This is a genomic window from Petropleomorpha daqingensis, assembly GCF_013408985.1.
Lineage (GTDB): Bacteria > Actinomycetota > Actinomycetes > Mycobacteriales > Geodermatophilaceae > Petropleomorpha > Petropleomorpha daqingensis.
The window spans coordinates 2,001,684-2,018,070 of sequence record NZ_JACBZT010000001.1; the positions used below are offsets into that span (position 1 = coordinate 2,001,684).

Consider the following 16,387-nt stretch of genomic DNA (forward strand, 5'->3'; position numbering starts at 1 on the left):
GGTTGACGGACCCCCGGTGTTAGCGCTCACACTGGGCCGCTCGCTGTGCGCGAGCTGAGCGCCCGAGCGGCGAAATGTCTCGAGGAGGAGATGTGCAGGTGAGCAAGAAGCTCAGGCTGAGCGCCGTGGGCGCCGCCCTGGCGCTGGGCCTGGTGGCCTGTGGTGGCAGTGGCGCCGGAGGCGGCTCGGGCTCGAGCGGCAACGACAGCAACCCGAGCGACACGACGATCGGCGTCGCGATGCCGACCCAGACCTCGGAGCGGTGGATCGCTGACGGCAACAACGTCAAGAAGCAGCTCGAGGACAAGGGCTACAAGGTCGACCTGCAGTACGCGAACGACGACATCCCGACGCAGTCGCAGCAGATCGACCAGATGATCACCAAGGGCGAGAAGCTGCTGATCGTCGCGGCGATCGACGGCACCGCCCTGTCCAGCCAGCTGCAGGCCGCGGCCGACGCCGGCATCAAGGTCATCAGCTACGACCGGCTGATCCGTGACACCCCGAACGTCGACTTCTACGTGAGCTTCGACAACTACAAGGTCGGCGTCGCCCAGGCGACCGCTCTGCTGGCCGGCCTCGGGGTCACCGACAAGGACGGCAAGGCCACCGGCACCAAGGGTCCGTTCAACATCGAGGTCTTCGCGGGCTCGCTGGACGACAACAACGCGCACTTCTTCTTCGACGGCGCGATGGACACCCTGAAGCAGTACATCGACGACGGCACCCTGGTCATCAAGTCCGGCCAGAACCAGATCGAGCAGGTGGCCATCCTCCGCTGGCAGCAGGAGACCGCGCAGAAGCGCATGGAGGACCTGCTGACGCAGTCCTACAACGACGGCACCACCGTCCAGGGCGTCCTGTCGCCCTACGACGGTCTGTCGCGCGGCATCATCACCGCGCTGCAGAACGCCGGCTACGGCCCCACCACCAGTGGCGGTGCCAAGCCGATGCCGATCGTGACCGGTCAGGACGCCGAGATCGCCTCGGTCAAGCTGATCAACGACGGTGTCCAGAGCTCCACGATCTTCAAGGACACCCGTCTGCTGGCCGAGCAGGCCGTCACCGCCGCGGTGGCGTTCCTCAAGGGTGACGAGCCCGAGGCCAACGACACCAAGACGTACGACAACGGCCAGAAGGTCGTTCCGTCCTTCCTGCTCCCCGTGGTGACCGTCTACAAGGACAACATCCAGAAGGAGCTGATCGACTCCGGGTACTACACCGCGGACGAGGTCGCCAAGGGTCAGAGCGACTGACCCTGCCCCCCGGCCCCGGCCGGACCCGGCAGCTGCTTCGCGCGCTGCCGGGTCCGGCCGGCACCACCCCGGAACCGGTCCGCTCGCTCCGCCGCGTCGGCGGGGCCATGCTGACCACGGGCGCCGACCTCAGGGACGGGCCCCCCACAGAACCCACACGGCGCAGAACTTGCGAGGACAGCGGAGTCCATGGACGACTTCATCCTGGAGATGCGCTCCATCACCAAGACCTTCCCCGGCGTCAAGGCGCTGGAGAACGTCAGCCTGTCGGTCCACCGAGGCGAGATCCACGCGATCTGCGGTGAGAACGGCGCGGGCAAGTCGACGCTGATGAAGGTGCTCTCCGGCGTCTACCCCACCGGCAGCTACGACGGCGAGATCGTCTTCGACGGCGCCCCGGTCCGTTTCCACGGCATCCGGGACAGCGAGCACATCGGGATCGTGATCATCCACCAGGAACTCGCGCTGGTCCCGTACCTCTCGATCGCCGAGAACATCTTCCTGGGCAACGAGCGCAAGGGCCGCGGCGGCCTCATCGACTGGAACAAGGCCAACGCCGAGGCGGCGGCCCTGCTCAAGCGGGTGGGCCTCGACGAGAACCCGGTGACGCCGGTCGGCCAGCTCGGTGTCGGCAAGCAGCAGCTGGTCGAGATCGCCAAGGCGCTGTCGAAGAACGTGCGCCTGCTGATCCTCGACGAGCCCACGGCCGCCCTGAACGACAACGACTCGGCGCACCTGCTCGGGCTGCTGCGCCAGCTCAAGGAGCAGGGCATCACCTCGATCATGATCTCGCACAAGCTGAACGAGATCATGGCGATCGCCGACTCCACGACGGTCATCCGAGACGGCCGGACCGTCGAGACGATGGACATGTCCGAGGAGTCGGCCACCCAGGATCGCATCATCCGCGGCATGGTCGGCCGTGACCTGCAGAGCTTCTACCCCGACCGGCAGTCCCACCCCGGTGAGGAGATCCTGCGCGTGGAGGACTGGACGGTCTGGCACCCCACGCAGGACCGCAAGGTCGTCGACGGCGCGAACCTGACCGTCCGGGCCGGCGAGGTGGTCGGCATCGCCGGCCTCATGGGCGCCGGCCGCACCGAGCTGGCGATGAGCCTGTTCGGCCGCTCCTACGGTCGCAACATCTCCGGTCGGATGTTCGTGCACGGCAAGGAGGTGCGGGCGCGCAACGTCGCCGAGGCCATCGACGCCGGCATCGCCTACGCGACCGAGGACCGCAAGCGGTACGGCCTGAACCTCATCGAGGACATCCGCCGCAACATCTCCTCGGCGGCGCTGGACAAGCTCGCCGCCGGTGGCTGGGTGAACGGCAACGAGGAGATCAAGGTCGCGGAGGGCTACCGCCGCGAGATGAACATCAAGGCGCCGAGCGTGCTCTCGGTGACCGGCAAGCTCTCCGGCGGCAACCAGCAGAAGGTCGTGCTGTCGAAGTGGCTGTTCACCGACCCCGAGGTGCTCATCCTCGACGAGCCGACGCGCGGCATCGACGTCGGCGCCAAGTACGAGATCTACACGATCATCAACCGGCTGGTCGCGGCCGGTAAGGCCGTCCTGGTCATCTCCTCGGAGCTGCCGGAGCTGCTGGGCATCTGCGACCGCATCTACACGCTGTCTGCCGGCCGCATCACCGGTGAGAAGACGATCACCGACGCCACCCAGGAGAACCTCATGGCGCTCATGACCAAGGAGAGGGAGCAGGCCGCATGACCACGTCCGCGCCGCCGCAGTCGGAGGAGACCCCCTCGGGTCAGACGGAAGCCGCTGCTTCCGAGGCACTCAAGGTCGGCACGAACGACGTCTGGGCGCTGTTCACCCGCAACCTCCGGCAGAGCGGCATCTACATCGCCTTCGTGGTGATCGTCGCGCTGTTCGCGATCCTCACCGACGGGCTCTCGCTCAACCCGACCAACGTCACCAACATCATCCTGCAGTACTCCTACGTGCTGATCCTGGCGATCGGCATGGTCATCGTCATCATCGCCGGGCACATCGACCTGTCGGTCGGCTCGGTGGTGGCGCTGACCGGCGCGGTCTCGGCCGTCCTGGTCATCAAGGAGGGCTGGCCCTGGTGGGCCGGCATCCTGGCCGCTCTCGCCACCGGCGTGCTGATCGGTTGCTGGCAGGGCTTCTGGGTGGCCTACGTCGGCATCCCGGCGTTCATCGTCACCCTCGCCGGCATGCTCCTGTTCCGCGGCCTGGCGCAGGAGGTCCTCGACAACATCTCGCTGTCGCCGTTCCCGCCGCAGTACACGAAGGTCGCGACCGGCTTCCTCAACGGCCTCCTCGGCGGCAACGGCTACGACGCGTTCACCCTGCTCATCGGCGTGCTGGCCGTGGTCGGCTACGCGGTGAGCACCTTCCGCACCCGCATGGCCCGCGTCCGCTACCAGCAGCCGGTCGAGTCGTTCCCGCTCTTCGTCGCCCGCATCGTGGTCGTGGCCGCCGTCGTCATGTGGTTCGCCTGGCAGCTGGCGCACGCCCGAGGCCTGCCGATCGTGCTGATCATCCTGGCCGTGCTGATCCTCGGCTACAGCCTGGTGACCAACCGGACCGTCTTCGGCCGCCAGGTCTACGCGATCGGCGGCAACCTGGCCGCCGCGACGCTGTCCGGTGTGAAGGTCCGGGTCGTCAACTTCTGGATCTTCGTGAACATGGGCGTGCTCTCCGCGGTCGCCGGCATCGTGTTCTCGGCCCGGTCCAACGGCGCCCAGCCGGCCGCGGGTCTGTCGTTCGAGCTCGACGCCATCGCCGCCTGCTTCATCGGCGGCGCCGCGGTCACCGGCGGTGTGGGCACCGTCGTCGGCGCGGTCGTCGGCGGTCTGCTCGTCGGCGTCATGAGCAACGGCATGCAGCTGATGGGCGTCGACCAGTCCATCCAGGCCGTGGTCAAGGGCCTGGTCCTGCTGCTCGCGGTCGCCTTCGACGTCTACAACAAGCGGCGGGCCGGCGCCTCGCGCTGACCGCCGTCCGTCCGGCAGAGGGACGCCCCGGCGCGACTGCCCGCGCCGGGGCCGACCTTGCACACCCTGATCCGCGCCCGAAGGGAGGTCCGCACGTGCAGCCCGAGGCAGCGCCTCGCCCGCTGGTGATGTCCGATGTCGCCGCGCGCGCGGGCGTCTCCCACCAGACCGTCTCGCGGGTCATCAACGGCCACCCCAACGTCGCGCCGCTCACCCGCGAGCGGGTGCTCGCGGCGATCGCCGAGCTCGGCTACCGGCCCAACACCGCCGCCCGTGCGCTGGTCACCGGCTCGACCCGCACCATCGGGCTGGTCACGGTGAACATCAACCAGTACGGCCCGGCGCAGACGCTGGTCGGCCTCGAGCAGGCGGCCCGCGCGGCCGGCTACTCGCTGTCGGTCACGGTCCTGGACGACGCCACATCCGAGAACATGCGCGACGCCGTCGACCGGTTCGTCGCGCAGTCCGTCGACGCCGTGGTCGCCCTCGGCACCTACGACGACGCCTACGAGGCGCTGCACCAGATCTCCGCGCCCGTGCCGCTGGTGACCGTGCAGAGCGGCGGTGCGGTCGAGGACCCCGCCGTCGGTGTCGACCAGGTCGCCGGCGCCCGGCTGGCCACCCGGCACCTGCTCGACCTGGGCCACCGGACCGTGCACCACGTCACCGGGCCGGCCGACTCCAAGGAGGCCCGCGACCGCATCGCGGGCTGGCGCGCGGAGCTGACCGCGGCGGCCGCGCCGGTGCCGCCGATCCTGCGCGGGGACTGGACGCCGTCCTCCGGTTACGCCGCCGGCAAGCAGCTGGCCGACCGGGTCCGCGAGGGGGACGACGTCACCGCCGTCTTCCTGGCCAACGACCAGATGGCCCTCGGCCTGCTCGCCGCCTTCCACGAGGAGGGCCTGGAGGCACCGCGCGACGTCAGCGTCGTCGGCTTCGACGACCTGCCCGAGTCGCCCTACTTCACCCCGCCGCTGACCACCGTGCGGCAGGACTTCGCCGAGCTGGGCCGCCGCGGCGTCGGGCTGGTGCTCGCGCGGCTGAAGGGCGAGGACCTGCACCAGGACCCGGTCCCGGCGTCGCTGCTGGTGCGCTCCAGCACCGGCGCGGCGCCGGCGCGGCGGCTGTCGGGACGGGAGAGATGACGATGGACGCCGGCGAGGCGATCGCCGAAGGTCGGACGGCGCTGGGCATCGAGCTGGGCTCGACCCGGATCAAGGCGGTGCTCGTGGGCCCGGATGCCGCGCCGCTCGCGGTGGGCAGCCACGACTGGGAGAACCAGTTCGTCGACCGGGTGTGGACCTACCCGCTCGACGCCGTCTGGTCCGGGGTGCAGCGCAGCGTCGCGGCCCTGGCCGACGACGTCCGGCAGCGCCACGGGGTCGAGCTGACCACGGTCGGCGCGCTCGGTGTCTCGGCGATGATGCACGGCTACCTGGCGTTCGACGCCGACGGGGAGCTGCTCACGCCGTTCCGGACCTGGCGGAACACGAACACCGGCCGGTCGGCGGAGCGGCTGTCCGCGGAGTTCGACGTCAACATCCCGCACCGCTGGAGCGTCGCGCACCTCTACCAGGCGATCCTGGACCGCGAGGACCACCTCGGCCGGCTGGCGCACCTGACGACCCTGGCCGGGTACGTGCACTGGCAGCTGACCGGCGAGCAGGTGCTCGGCGTCGGCGACGCCAGCGGCATGTTCCCGATCGACACCGCCACCGGTGGGTACGACACCGGCATGCTCGCCCGGTTCGACGAGCTGGCCGCCGAGGCGGGGGTCGCGCTGACCCTCGCCGACCTGCTGCCCCGCGTCGCCGTCGCCGGCGAGCCGGCCGGGGAGCTCACGGAGGCGGGTGCGAAGCTGCTCGACCCGTCCGGGCGGCTGCGCCCCGGCATCCCGCTCTGCCCGCCCGAGGGCGACGCGGGCACGGGGATGGTCGCGACCAACTCGATCGTCCCGCGCACCGGCAACGTCTCGGCCGGGACCAGCATCTTCGCCATGGTCGTGCTCGAGCAGGAGCTCGCCCGGATGCACCGCGAGGTCGACGTGGTCACCACGCCGGCCGGTGACCCGGTGGCGATGGTGCACTGCAACAACGGCGCCAGCGAGCTGAACGCCTGGGTCGGGCTGTTCACCGAGTTCGCGCGGGCAATGGGCTCCGAGGCGGACCCGTCGACGGTCTTCGAGGTCCTGTTCTCCGCCGCTCTCGACGGTGCGCGCGACGGCGGCGGGATGCTGGCCTACAACTACCTCTCCGGCGAGCCGATCACCGACCTCGAGGAGGGGCGGCCGCTGTTCGTGCGGTCCCCGGACAGCAGGTTCGACCTCGCCACCTTCATGCGGACGCACCTGTTCGCGTCGCTGGCCACGCTGCGCATCGGCATGGACGTCCTGCAGAAGGCCGAGGGCGTGCAGCTGGACCGGATGTTCGCGCACGGCGGCCTGTTCAAGACCGAGGGCGTCGCGCAGCGCTTCCTGGCCGCCGCGATCGACACCCCGGTCTCGGTCGGGGACGTCGCCGCGGAGGGCGGCGCCTGGGGGATGGCGGTCCTGGCGGCGTTCGCGACGCGCCGGTCGCCGGAGCAGACCCTGGCCGACTATCTCGACACCGCCGTCTTCGCCGGTGCCCGCCTGCAGACCGCGCAGCCGGACCCGGACGACGTCGCCGGCTTCACCGCGTTCATGGAGCGCTATGTCGCGGGGCTCCCTGTCGAGCGGGCGGCCGTGACCAGCCTGTGAGTTCTCGTCCAGCGACACCCGAGGAGCCATTCGAATGACCGCTGCTGACGTGCGTACCGAGCGGGGCACCCACCGCGAGCAGCGCGAGCACGTCGCCGCGCTGCACAGCTACCTGACCCGCTACCAGCTGGTCACCTGGACCTCGGGCAACGTGTCCGAGCGGGTGCCCGGCGAGGACCTGTTCGTCATCAAGGGCAGCGGCGTCGAGTACGACGAGCTGACCTGGGAGGGCATCACCGTCTGCGACCTCGACGGCAACGCGGTCGACGGGGTCAAGAGGCCGTCCTCGGACACCGACGCGCACGCCTACGTCTACCGGAACCTGCCCGAGGTCAACGGGCAGGTGCACACGCACTCGCCGTACGCGACCGCGTGGGCGGCGCGCGCCGAGGAGATCCCGTGCGTGCTGACGGCCATGGCCGACGAGTTCGGCGGGCCGATCCCGGTCGGGCCGTTCGCGCTGATCGGCGACGACTCCATCGGCCGGGGCATCGTCGAGACGCTGTCGGTCTCCCGGTCGCCGGCGGTGCTCATGCGCAACCACGGCGTCTTCACGATCGGTCCGTCGGCCAAGGCCGCCGTCAAGGCCGCCGTCATGACCGAGGACGTCGCCCGGACCGTGCACTTCTCCCGCCAGCTCGGGGAGCCGCTGCTCATCGACCAGGACGACGTCGACAAGCTCTACGCCCGCTACCAGAACGTCTACGGACAGTGAGGACACCCTCGTGAACAACCCCTACGCCGGTGCGGAGATCTGGTTCCTGACCGGGAGCCAGGACCTCTACGGCGAGGAGACCCTGCAGCAGGTCGCCGAGCAGTCCCAGCGGGTGGCCGCCGGGCTCGACGACGCCGGCGCCGTCCCGGCCCGGGTGGTGTGGAAGCCCGTCCTCAAGGACGCCGGCGCCATCCGCCGCGCCATGGGCGAGGCGAACGAGGACCCGAACTGCCTCGGCGTCATCACCTGGATGCACACCTTCTCCCCGGCGAAGATGTGGATCTCCGGGATCGACGCGCTGCGCAAGCCGCTGCTGCACCTGCACACCCAGGCCGACGCCGCCCTGCCGTGGGCGACGATCGACATGGACTTCATGAACCTCAACCAGGCCGCCCACGGCGACCGGGAGTACGCCTTCATCCTCACCCGGCTGCGCCAGCCGCGGACGACGGTGGCCGGGCACGTGTCGAACCCGCGCGTGCAGGCCCGGGTCGGGTCGTGGGTGCGCGCCGCAGCGGGTGCCCGCGCCGCGCGGTCGCTCAAGCTGGCCCGCTTCGGCGACAACATGCGCAACGTCGCGGTCACCGAGTCGGACAAGGTCGAGGCCGAGCTGCGCTTCGGCGTCTCGGTGAACACCTGGGGCGTCAACGACCTGGTCGCGGTCGTCGACGCGGTGCCGGAGAAGTCGGTGCAGGCCCTCGTGGAGGAGTACGACGACCTCTACGACATGGACGCCGACCTGCGGCAGGGCGGCGCGCGGCACGACAGCGTGCGCTACCAGGCGCGGATCGAGGCGGCGCTGCGCACGTTCCTCGAGGACGGCGGCTTCGGCGCCTTCACGACCAACTTCGAGGACCTCGGCGGGCTGCGGCAGCTGCCCGGTCTCGCCGTCCAGCGGTTGATGGCCGACGGATACGGCTTCGGCGGCGAGGGCGACTGGAAGACCTCGGCGCTGCTGCACGTGCTCAAGGTCGCCGGCCACGGGCTGCCCGGCGGCACCTCGTTCATGGAGGACTACACCTACGACCTGGCCTCCGACCGGCCGAAGATCCTCGGCGCGCACATGCTCGAGGTCTGCCCGTCGATCACCACCTCGCGGCCGCGGCTCGAGGTGCACCCGCTCGGCATCGGCGACCGGGAGGACCCCGCCCGGCTGGTGTTCACCGCCGACCCGGGTCCGGGCATCACCGTCGGCTGGTCGGACCTCGGCGACCGGTTCCGCTGGGTGGCCAACGAGATCGACGTCGTCGAGCCCTCCGAGCCGCTGCCCAAGCTGCCCGTGGCCCGCGCCGTGTGGGAGCCGCGGCCGGACTTCGCCACCGCGACCGAGGGCTGGCTGACCGCCGGCGGGCCGCACCACACGGTGCTGTCCACGCAGCTCGGCGCCGAGGAGGTCACGGACCTGGCCGAGGTCTTCGGCACCGAGCTCGTGGTCATCGACGCCGACACCACGCGGCGCTCGCTGGCCAAGGAACTGCGCTGGAGCGCCGCCTACCACCGCCTCGCCCAGGGCCTCTGACGTTCTGCGCTTTATCGCGATAAAGCACGCGTGCTTTATCGCGATAAAGCGCGGATCAGAGGCGGTCGCGGGAGATGGGGCAGCTCATGCACCGGGGGCCGCCGCGGCCGCTGCCGAGCTCGGAGCCGGCGATCCGCACGACCTCGATGCCGGCGGCCTCCAGCGCGGCGTTGGTGACGGTGTTGCGCTCGTAGGCGACGGCCACCCGCGGCGCGATGGCCAGGGTGTTGTTGCCGTCGTCCCACTGCTCGCGCTCGGCGGTGACCGGGTCGAGGCCGGTGTCGATGACCCGCAGCCGGTCGATGCCCATCGCCTCGGCCGCGGCGGCGAGGAACGGTGCCGGCCCGCGGACGGTGAGCTCGAGGTCGTCGGCGTCCTCGGCGCCTGTCTGGCAGGTGACCGTCCAGGCCACCAGCGAGTCGGCCACCGCCGGGTACATGACCATCGCGTCGACGTCGACCATCGTGGCGATGGTGTCCAGGTGCATCGTCGCCCGCTGCTGCGCGATCGGGACGACGAGCACCGTGTGCGCCAGGCCGCGGCTGAACACCTGCCGGGCGAGCCGCTCGGCGCCGCCGGGCGTCGTCCGCTCGCCGACGCCGACCGCCACCACGCCGGCCGCGAGCAGCAGCACGTCGCCGCCCTCGAGGTGCTCCAGGTGGGCGCCGTAGAGCTGCTCGACGCCGGCGAAGCGTGGGTGGTGGGTGTAGACGGCTGCGGTGATCGTGCTCTCGCGCGATCGCGCCGGCATGGCCAGCGAGGTCACCGCCACCTCGTCGCCCACCCAGACCGACGAGTCGCGGGTGAACAGCAGGTTGGGCAGCGGCGGGACGACGAACTCGCCGGGGGTCAGGAGCCGGTAGGCGAGACCGTCGGCGCGCAGCTCGTCGTGCGCGAGGCCGGCGATGAGGGTGCGGGCGAGGTCCTCCGGGGCGAGGTCGCCCATGTGCGCCGCCGTCGCGCGCTGCAGCGTCGTCCCCAGCCGGGGGTCGTCGACGGCGGCGGCGATGAGCTCGGCGCGGGCGGCGGGGAAGTCGAGCACCTCGGTGAGCAGCCGGTCGAGGTGCAGCACCTCGACGCCGCGGTCGCGCAGCGCCTGCGCGAAGGCGTCGTGCTCCTCCTGCGCGCGGGCCACCCAGGGGACGCCGTCGAAGAGCAGCTGGTCGTTGTTGCGCGGGGTGAGCCGGCGCAGCTCCGGGCCCGGGCGGTGCAGCAGGACGGTGCGCAGGGTGCCGACCTCGCTGGTCGCGCCGACGTTGCTCATGGCGGCAGACTCGCACACCGCCCGGGCTAGGGTGCGGCACGTGGACCTGTTCGACCTGACCGGCAAGGTGGCCGTGGTGACCGGGGGAACCCGGGGCATCGGGCTGATGATGGCCCGCGGGCTGCTGCAGGCCGGCGCCCGCGTGTACCTCAGCGCCCGCAAGGCCGACGAGGGCGAGCAGGCCCGCGCGGAGCTCGCCGCGTTCGGCACGGTGCGGTTCGTCCAGGCCGACCTGTCCACCGAGGACGCCTGCCGGGCGCTGGCCGCGGCCGTCGGCGAGCACGAGGACGAGCTGCACGTCCTGGTGAACAACGCCGGCGCCACGTGGGGCGCGCCGCTGGCCGAGTTCCCGGCCTCGGCCTGGGACAAGGTGCTCGACCTGAACCTCAAGGCGCCGTTCTTCCTCACCCGCGCGTTCCTGCCGCTGCTCGAGGAGGCCGCCACCGACGACGACCCGGCCCGCGTGGTCAACGTCGGCAGCATCGACGGGCTGCACGTCCCGCCGATGCACACGTACTCCTACGCCGCGTCGAAGGCGGGGCTGCACCACCTGACCCGCGTGCTGGCCAAGGAGCTCGGGCCGCGGCGGATCACCGTCAACGCCGTCGCACCCGGCCCGTTCGAGTCGAAGATGATGGCCGCGACGCTGGACGCCTTCGGCACCGAGATCGCCGCCCGCGCGCCGCTGGGCCGCATCGGCCGGCCCGACGACATGGCCGGTGTCGTCGTCTACCTGACGTCCCGCGCCGGGGCGTACGTCACCGGCGCCGTCGTCCCCGTGGACGGCGGCATCGCCACCACCCGCTAGGGCAGAAATCCCGACTTCTGCGGAGGGCTCAGGCGCTCTCCGCCGCGGGGCCCGGGTCGGGGGGCAGCGGGGACGGCGTCGTAGTCCGCTTGCGGCGCGGGCGGACCGCCTTGTCCTCCGGCACCCGCTCCAGGTGCGACTCGGCCAGCGCGACCTGGTGCGGCGAGCCCACCAGCCGGCCCTGCTGCCGCGCGGCCCGCCACCAGTCGCGGGCGGCCACGGTGTCGCCGTGGGCCTCCGCGATCCGCCCGAGCAGCTCGTCGTAGGCGCCGAGGGAGAACGACGGCGTCCCGAGCACGGCCTGCCGCCCGCGGAAGGGCAGCAGCTGCACGACCGCCTCCTCCTGCTCCGGCTCGTCGCCCAGGTGCAGCGCGACCTCGGCCTCCAGCAGGACGGCGACGTCGCTGGCCCAGTCGCGGATCTGGGTGCGCCCCCACCGCGCCCGCAGCCGCCGGGCCTCCTTGAGGTCGCCGGACTCCGCGGCCGCGAGCACCGCCATCAGCTGCAGCAGCGGGTTGCCCTCGTCGCCGGTCTCGACCAGCAGGTCGATCGCCTCCGGTAGCCGGTGGTCGCCGCGGCGCAGCGTGAACTGGTGCGCCGCGTAGGCGTGCCGCGCGTGCGGGGTCACCCGCCGGTACAGCTCGTAGGCCTCGGTGGTCAGCTCCTCCGCCCGCGCCGCGTCGCCGCGCAGCCACGCCGCCCCGGCCTGCTGCCACAGCACGTGCGGGCGGACCTCCGGGCCGGACAGCGAGATCGCCAGCCGGCGGGCGGCGTCCAGGTCGGCCTCGAAGCCGCGCAGGTCGGTCATGTGCAGCCGGATCGCGGCGCGGTGCAGCCGGGCGAAGAACTCCGTCCGCCGGGGCAGCCCCTTGCCGGCCAGCCCGATCGTCTCGTCGGCCGCGGCCAGCCGCAGCTCCGCGGCGCCGGGGCGGCCCCAGACGGCGAGGCTGTAGTTGTTCAGCGTGCGTCCGCGCAGCTCCGCGTCGCCGAGCGTGCGGGCCAGCTCGACGGCCCGGTCGGCGTAGCGCACGCCCTTCTGCAGGTCGGAGCTGAACGCCAGCTCGACGCCGAGGGTGCCCAGCAGCCGCGCGGTGAGCCGGTCGCGCTCGTCGTCGGTGTCGGCCAGCTCGTCGCGGTGCTCGAGCAGGTCCTCCAGGACGGCGACCAGGTCGTCGTCGACGAACCCGTGCGGCCGCCAGTTCCAGACCGTGACGCTGCCCCAGATCGCCGCCGCCTCGGCCAGGCAGCGCCGGTCGCCCAGCTCGCGGGCCGCCGCGAGGGCCTGCGCGGTGACCTCGTGCGCCTCGGTGCGCTGGCCGCTGCGCAGCAGGTCGTTGCCCAGCAGCGTCAGCAGCGAGTGCCGGGTGCGCAGCGCGTCGGGGGCGTGGGGGTCGAGCAGCCCGAGCGCCCGCCGGGTGTGCTCGGCCGCCTCGCCGTGCGCCCAGCGCTCGCGGGCGGCGTGCGCGGCGTCCGCCGAGTAGCGCAGCGCCGGCCCGGGACCGGCCACCGGCACGGCCTCGACGAAGTGGTGGGCCAGCCGTTCCAGCAGGGCCTGGTCGGGCGTGCCCGCGGCGGCGCGCTGCTCGAGCGCCGCGCCCAGCCGCGCGTTCAGCCGCGCCCGCTGGACGGCGGGCAGGTCGCCGGCGAGCACCTCCTGCACCAGCGCGTGGGTGAACCGCCAGGTCCAGGACGTCGGCCCCTCCACGACCAGCCCGACCGCGACCGCCGAGTCCAGCGCCGCGAGCGCCTCCTCGGCCGGTGTGCCGGCGGCCTCCAGCAGGTCCAGCGCGATGTCGCGGCCGGCGACCGCGGCCAGCTGCAGCACCTCGCGGGTGCGCGCCGGCAGCCGGTCCAGCCGCTTGCGCAGCACCTCGCCCACCGACGGCGGCACCGGCACCCGGTTCAGCTGCAGGTCGTGCGCACCGAGCATCCAGCGGGACAGCTCGACGACGAAGAACGGGTTGCCGCCGGTGCGGTCGTGCACCGCCGAGGCCAGCGACCGGTCGCCGCCGCCGAGCTGGCGGGCCAGCAGCGCCTGGACGTCGTCCTGGCCGAGACCGCTCAGGGTCAGGCAGGTCGCGGCCGGCTCGCGGGCCAGCCGGGCCAGGGCGTCGGACACCGACGCCGGCACCTGCTCGCCGATCGTGCGGGCGGTGACCACCAGCAGCAGCGGCACCCGCGGGAGGTGCCGGGCGAGCAGGCCCAGCAGCTGGACGGTCGTGGTGTCGGCGCCCTGCAGGTCGTCGAGGACGACGAGCACCGGCCGCGACGCCGCCGCGGACAGCCGCGCGCGCAGGTCCTGGAACAGCCGGAAGCGGGCGGCGTCGGCGTCCCCACCGGCCTCGGCCTCGGTGACCAGCGTCAGCTGCTCCTGGCCGAGCTGCTCGAGCGCCTGGGTCCACGGCCACAGCGGCGGGGCGCCGGCGTCGTCCGCGCACCGGGCCCAGGCCACCGCCCAGCCGGACGCGCGGCCGTACTCGGCGACCGCCTCGGCCAGCCGCGTCTTGCCGATGCCGGCCTCGCCCTCGATGACGACGACGGCGGGCCGGCCCCCGGCGACCTGCTCGGCGACGGTGCGCAGCTTCTCCCGCTCCGCGACCCGCCCGACGATCTCCTGCGCCTCGACGGCGACGGACGGCGCCGGCGTTGGCGGCGGGGCGACGGTGAGCTTCGGCCGCGGCACGCGCTCGGTCAGCTTCGGGTCCTGGCGGAGCACCGCCCGCTCGAGGTCGCGCAGCTCGGGGCCGGGGTCGATGCCGAGCTCGTCGCGCAGCAGCTCGGTGCACTTGCGGATGGCCTCGAGCGCGTCGGCCTGCCGGTCGGCGGCGTACAGGGCCGTGGCCAGCCGCGCCCACAGCCGCTCGCGCAGCGGGTTCTCGGCGACCAGCCGCTCCAGGTCGGGCACGGCGGCATCGGCGTGCCCGAGGGCGAGCAGCGCGTCGCAGCGCCGTTCGCGGGCGCGCACGTGCAGCTCGACCAGCCGCAACCGGTCGGTGGCGGCGGTCGGGCTGTCGCCCAGCTCGGGCAGCGGCTCGCCGCGCCACAGCTTCAGCGCCTGGTCCAGCAGGCTCACCCCGCGGCTGGCGTCGCCGGCCTGGATCGCCCGCTCGGCCTCCTCGACGAGCTCGGGGAAGCGCAGGCTGTCCAGGTCCGCGGCCACGGCGCGCAGCAGGTACCCCGGCGCCCGGGTGAGCAGCACCGTGGGCGCCTCCCGGGGACCGCGCTCGGGCTCGAGCACCCGGCGCAGGTGGGAGACGTACGCCTGCAGCGTGCCGGTCACCGTCGGCGGCGGGTCGTCGCCCCACAGGGTGGCGACGATGCGGTCGATGCCGACGACGCGGTTGGCGTCGGCGAGCAGCAGGGTCAGCAGCGCACGGGGCTTGGCGCCCCCGACGTCGACCGGCCGTCCGTCGGTTCCCGACACCTCGAGCGGGCCGAGGACGCGGTAACGCATGATGCCGGATCCTCGCAGGTCCGGACGGGAAAAGGGACCCCTCTTCGTGCCGGAAATCGGGGCCGGCGTATCCCCGCGGGCGCTCCAAGTGTCTTGCAAGTGCGGGTCAAGTGGCCGCGGCCACTGTTCCCCCCTGTCAGCACAGATCCCACCGTGACCCCGAGGGAAGACTTTTCATGAGCATCAACGAGCTCGACACCACCGAGCCCGAGTCGTTCGACGTCCTCATCGACGACGAGGTCCTCGACAGCCTCGCGCCGGCGATCCCGGCCGAGGACGTCGACGACCTGCGCAGCCGCGTGCACGGCCCCGTCTACGCCGCCGGCGACGACGGTCTGGTCGCCGAGGTGGCGACCTGGAACCTGGCCGTCACGCACACCCCGGCGATCGCGGTGGGCGCCACCTGCGCCGCCGACGTCGCCACCGCGGTCTCGTTCGCGACCGCGCACGGCCTCAGGGTCGCCGTCCAGGCCACCGGCCACGGCCCGGTCCGCAACGCCGCCGGCTCCCTGATGATCTCCACCCGCCGCATGCAGGGCGTGACCATCGACCGCATGCGCGGCACCGCCCGCGTCGAGGCCGGCGTCAAGTGGGCCAAGGTGCTCGAGGCGGCCGCGCCGTTCGGGCTGACCGGCCTGTGCGGGTCGTCGTCCGACGTCGGCGTGGTCGGGTACACCCTCGGTGGCGGGCTCGGCTCGCTGGGCCGCAAGTTCGGCTTCTCCGCCGACTCGGTGCTCTCCGTCGAGATCGTCACCGCCGACGGCGTGCTGCGCACCGTCTGCGCCGAGGAGCAGCCCGAGCTGTTCTGGGCGGTCCGCGGCGGCAAGGGCAACTTCGGCGTCGTCACCGCCATCGAGCTGCAGCTGGTGCCGGTGCGCTCGGTGCTCGGCGGCGGCATCTTCTTCGCCGGCAAGGACGCGCCGGCCGTGCTGCACGCGTTCCGCCAGTGGGCCCCGACCCTGCCCGAGGACGTCGGCACGTCGATCGCGATCCTGCGGCTGCCCCCGATGGAGGAGCTGCCGCCGCCGCTGCGCGGGCAGACCGTCGTCCACCTGCGCTACGTCTACGCCGGCGACGACCCGGCCGAGGGCGAGCGGCTGGTCGAGCCGATGCGCTCGGCCGGTGAGGTGCTGCTCGGGTTCATCCACCCGCTGCTCACCACCGAGCTGGACTCGGTGCACATGGACCCGACCGACCCGATGCCGGGCTGGGAGAAGGGCATGCAGCTCGCCGAGCTGACCGAGGAGACGGTCGACGCGCTGCTCGCCGCGGCCGGCCCGCAGCTGGACATCCCGCTGATCATGGTCGAGATCCGGCTGCTCGGTGGCGCGCTCGCCCGCCAGCCGCGGGTGCCGAACGCGGTCGCCGGTCGCGACGGCGCCTACCAGGTGCTCACCCTCGGCCCCGGCGTGCCGGAGCTGGCCACCGTCGTCCCGGCGCTGGGCAAGGGCGTGCTGAAGGCGCTCGAGCCGTGGAAGGCGCCCGGCTGCGTGACCAACTTCCTCGGCGAGGTCGCAGGGCCCGCGGAGGTGGCCGCCTCCTACCCGCCGGCCGTCGCCGAGCGCCTGCAGGCGGTCAAGCAGGCCGTCGACCCCGACCGCGTCTTCTCCTTCGGCCACGCCCTGTAGGACGTTGCGGAGGCTGGGAGCGCAG

General features: G+C 72.7%; 11 protein-coding genes. 9 read left to right on the forward strand and 2 right to left on the reverse strand.

What is annotated here, in order from left to right; genetic code table 11:
• Positions 1-98 precede the first annotated feature (98 nt).
• The 7 genes from chvE to araA all read left to right on the forward strand — a co-directional run bounded on the left by chvE (position 99) and on the right by araA (position 9,208).
• A complete protein-coding gene (chvE, locus tag GGQ55_RS09910) occupies positions 99-1,256 on the forward strand; it encodes a multiple monosaccharide ABC transporter substrate-binding protein (protein WP_179716303.1) in 1,158 nt (385 codons plus the stop codon).
• 189 nt (positions 1,257-1,445) lie between these two features.
• Positions 1,446-2,984, forward strand: a complete 1,539-nt coding sequence (gene mmsA / locus GGQ55_RS09915; RefSeq protein ID WP_179716304.1) for a multiple monosaccharide ABC transporter ATP-binding protein — start codon at positions 1,446-1,448, stop codon at positions 2,982-2,984.
• A complete protein-coding gene (gene mmsB / locus GGQ55_RS09920) occupies positions 2,981-4,237 on the forward strand; it encodes a multiple monosaccharide ABC transporter permease (protein WP_179716305.1) in 1,257 nt (418 codons plus the stop codon). Before mmsA ends, mmsB begins: the two co-directional genes overlap by 4 nt.
• Positions 4,238-4,332: 95 nt before the next feature.
• A complete protein-coding gene (locus GGQ55_RS09925; protein WP_366489036.1) occupies positions 4,333-5,382 on the forward strand; it encodes a LacI family DNA-binding transcriptional regulator in 1,050 nt (349 codons plus the stop codon).
• Positions 5,379-6,974, forward strand: coding sequence for a xylulokinase (locus GGQ55_RS09930; RefSeq protein WP_179716306.1), 1,596 nt, complete (start codon positions 5,379-5,381; stop codon positions 6,972-6,974). The genes GGQ55_RS09925 and GGQ55_RS09930 overlap by 4 nt, the downstream gene beginning before the upstream one ends.
• Before the next feature lie 34 nt (positions 6,975-7,008).
• Positions 7,009-7,689, forward strand: coding sequence for an L-ribulose-5-phosphate 4-epimerase (locus GGQ55_RS09935; RefSeq protein WP_179716307.1), 681 nt, complete (start codon positions 7,009-7,011; stop codon positions 7,687-7,689).
• A gap of 10 nt (positions 7,690-7,699) precedes the next feature.
• Positions 7,700-9,208 (forward strand): L-arabinose isomerase, encoded by a 1,509-nt coding sequence (araA, locus tag GGQ55_RS09940; RefSeq protein ID WP_179716308.1) that lies wholly within the window; start codon positions 7,700-7,702, stop codon positions 9,206-9,208.
• A 55-nt stretch (positions 9,209-9,263) separates the two neighbouring features.
• On the opposite strand, the gene GGQ55_RS09945 is transcribed toward araA, so the two are convergent.
• On the reverse strand, positions 9,264-10,472 hold the full coding sequence (locus GGQ55_RS09945) for an arginine deiminase (protein ID WP_218859231.1): 1,209 nt from the start codon (positions 10,470-10,472) through the stop codon (positions 9,264-9,266).
• A 40-nt stretch (positions 10,473-10,512) separates the two neighbouring features.
• Between GGQ55_RS09945 and GGQ55_RS09950 the strand changes: the two genes are divergently transcribed.
• Positions 10,513-11,280 (forward strand): SDR family oxidoreductase, encoded by a 768-nt coding sequence (locus GGQ55_RS09950; protein ID WP_179716310.1) that lies wholly within the window; start codon positions 10,513-10,515, stop codon positions 11,278-11,280.
• 28 nt (positions 11,281-11,308) lie between these two features.
• On the opposite strand, the gene GGQ55_RS09955 is transcribed toward GGQ55_RS09950, so the two are convergent.
• Positions 11,309-14,734: an ATP-binding protein gene (locus GGQ55_RS09955; protein ID WP_179716311.1), complete on the reverse strand. Its 3,426-nt coding sequence runs from the start codon at positions 14,732-14,734 to the stop codon at positions 11,309-11,311.
• A 176-nt stretch (positions 14,735-14,910) separates the two neighbouring features.
• On the opposite strand from GGQ55_RS09955, the gene GGQ55_RS09960 reads away from it, so the two are divergent.
• A complete protein-coding gene (locus tag GGQ55_RS09960) occupies positions 14,911-16,362 on the forward strand; it encodes an FAD-binding oxidoreductase (RefSeq protein ID WP_179716312.1) in 1,452 nt (483 codons plus the stop codon).
• Positions 16,363-16,387 lie beyond the last annotated feature (25 nt).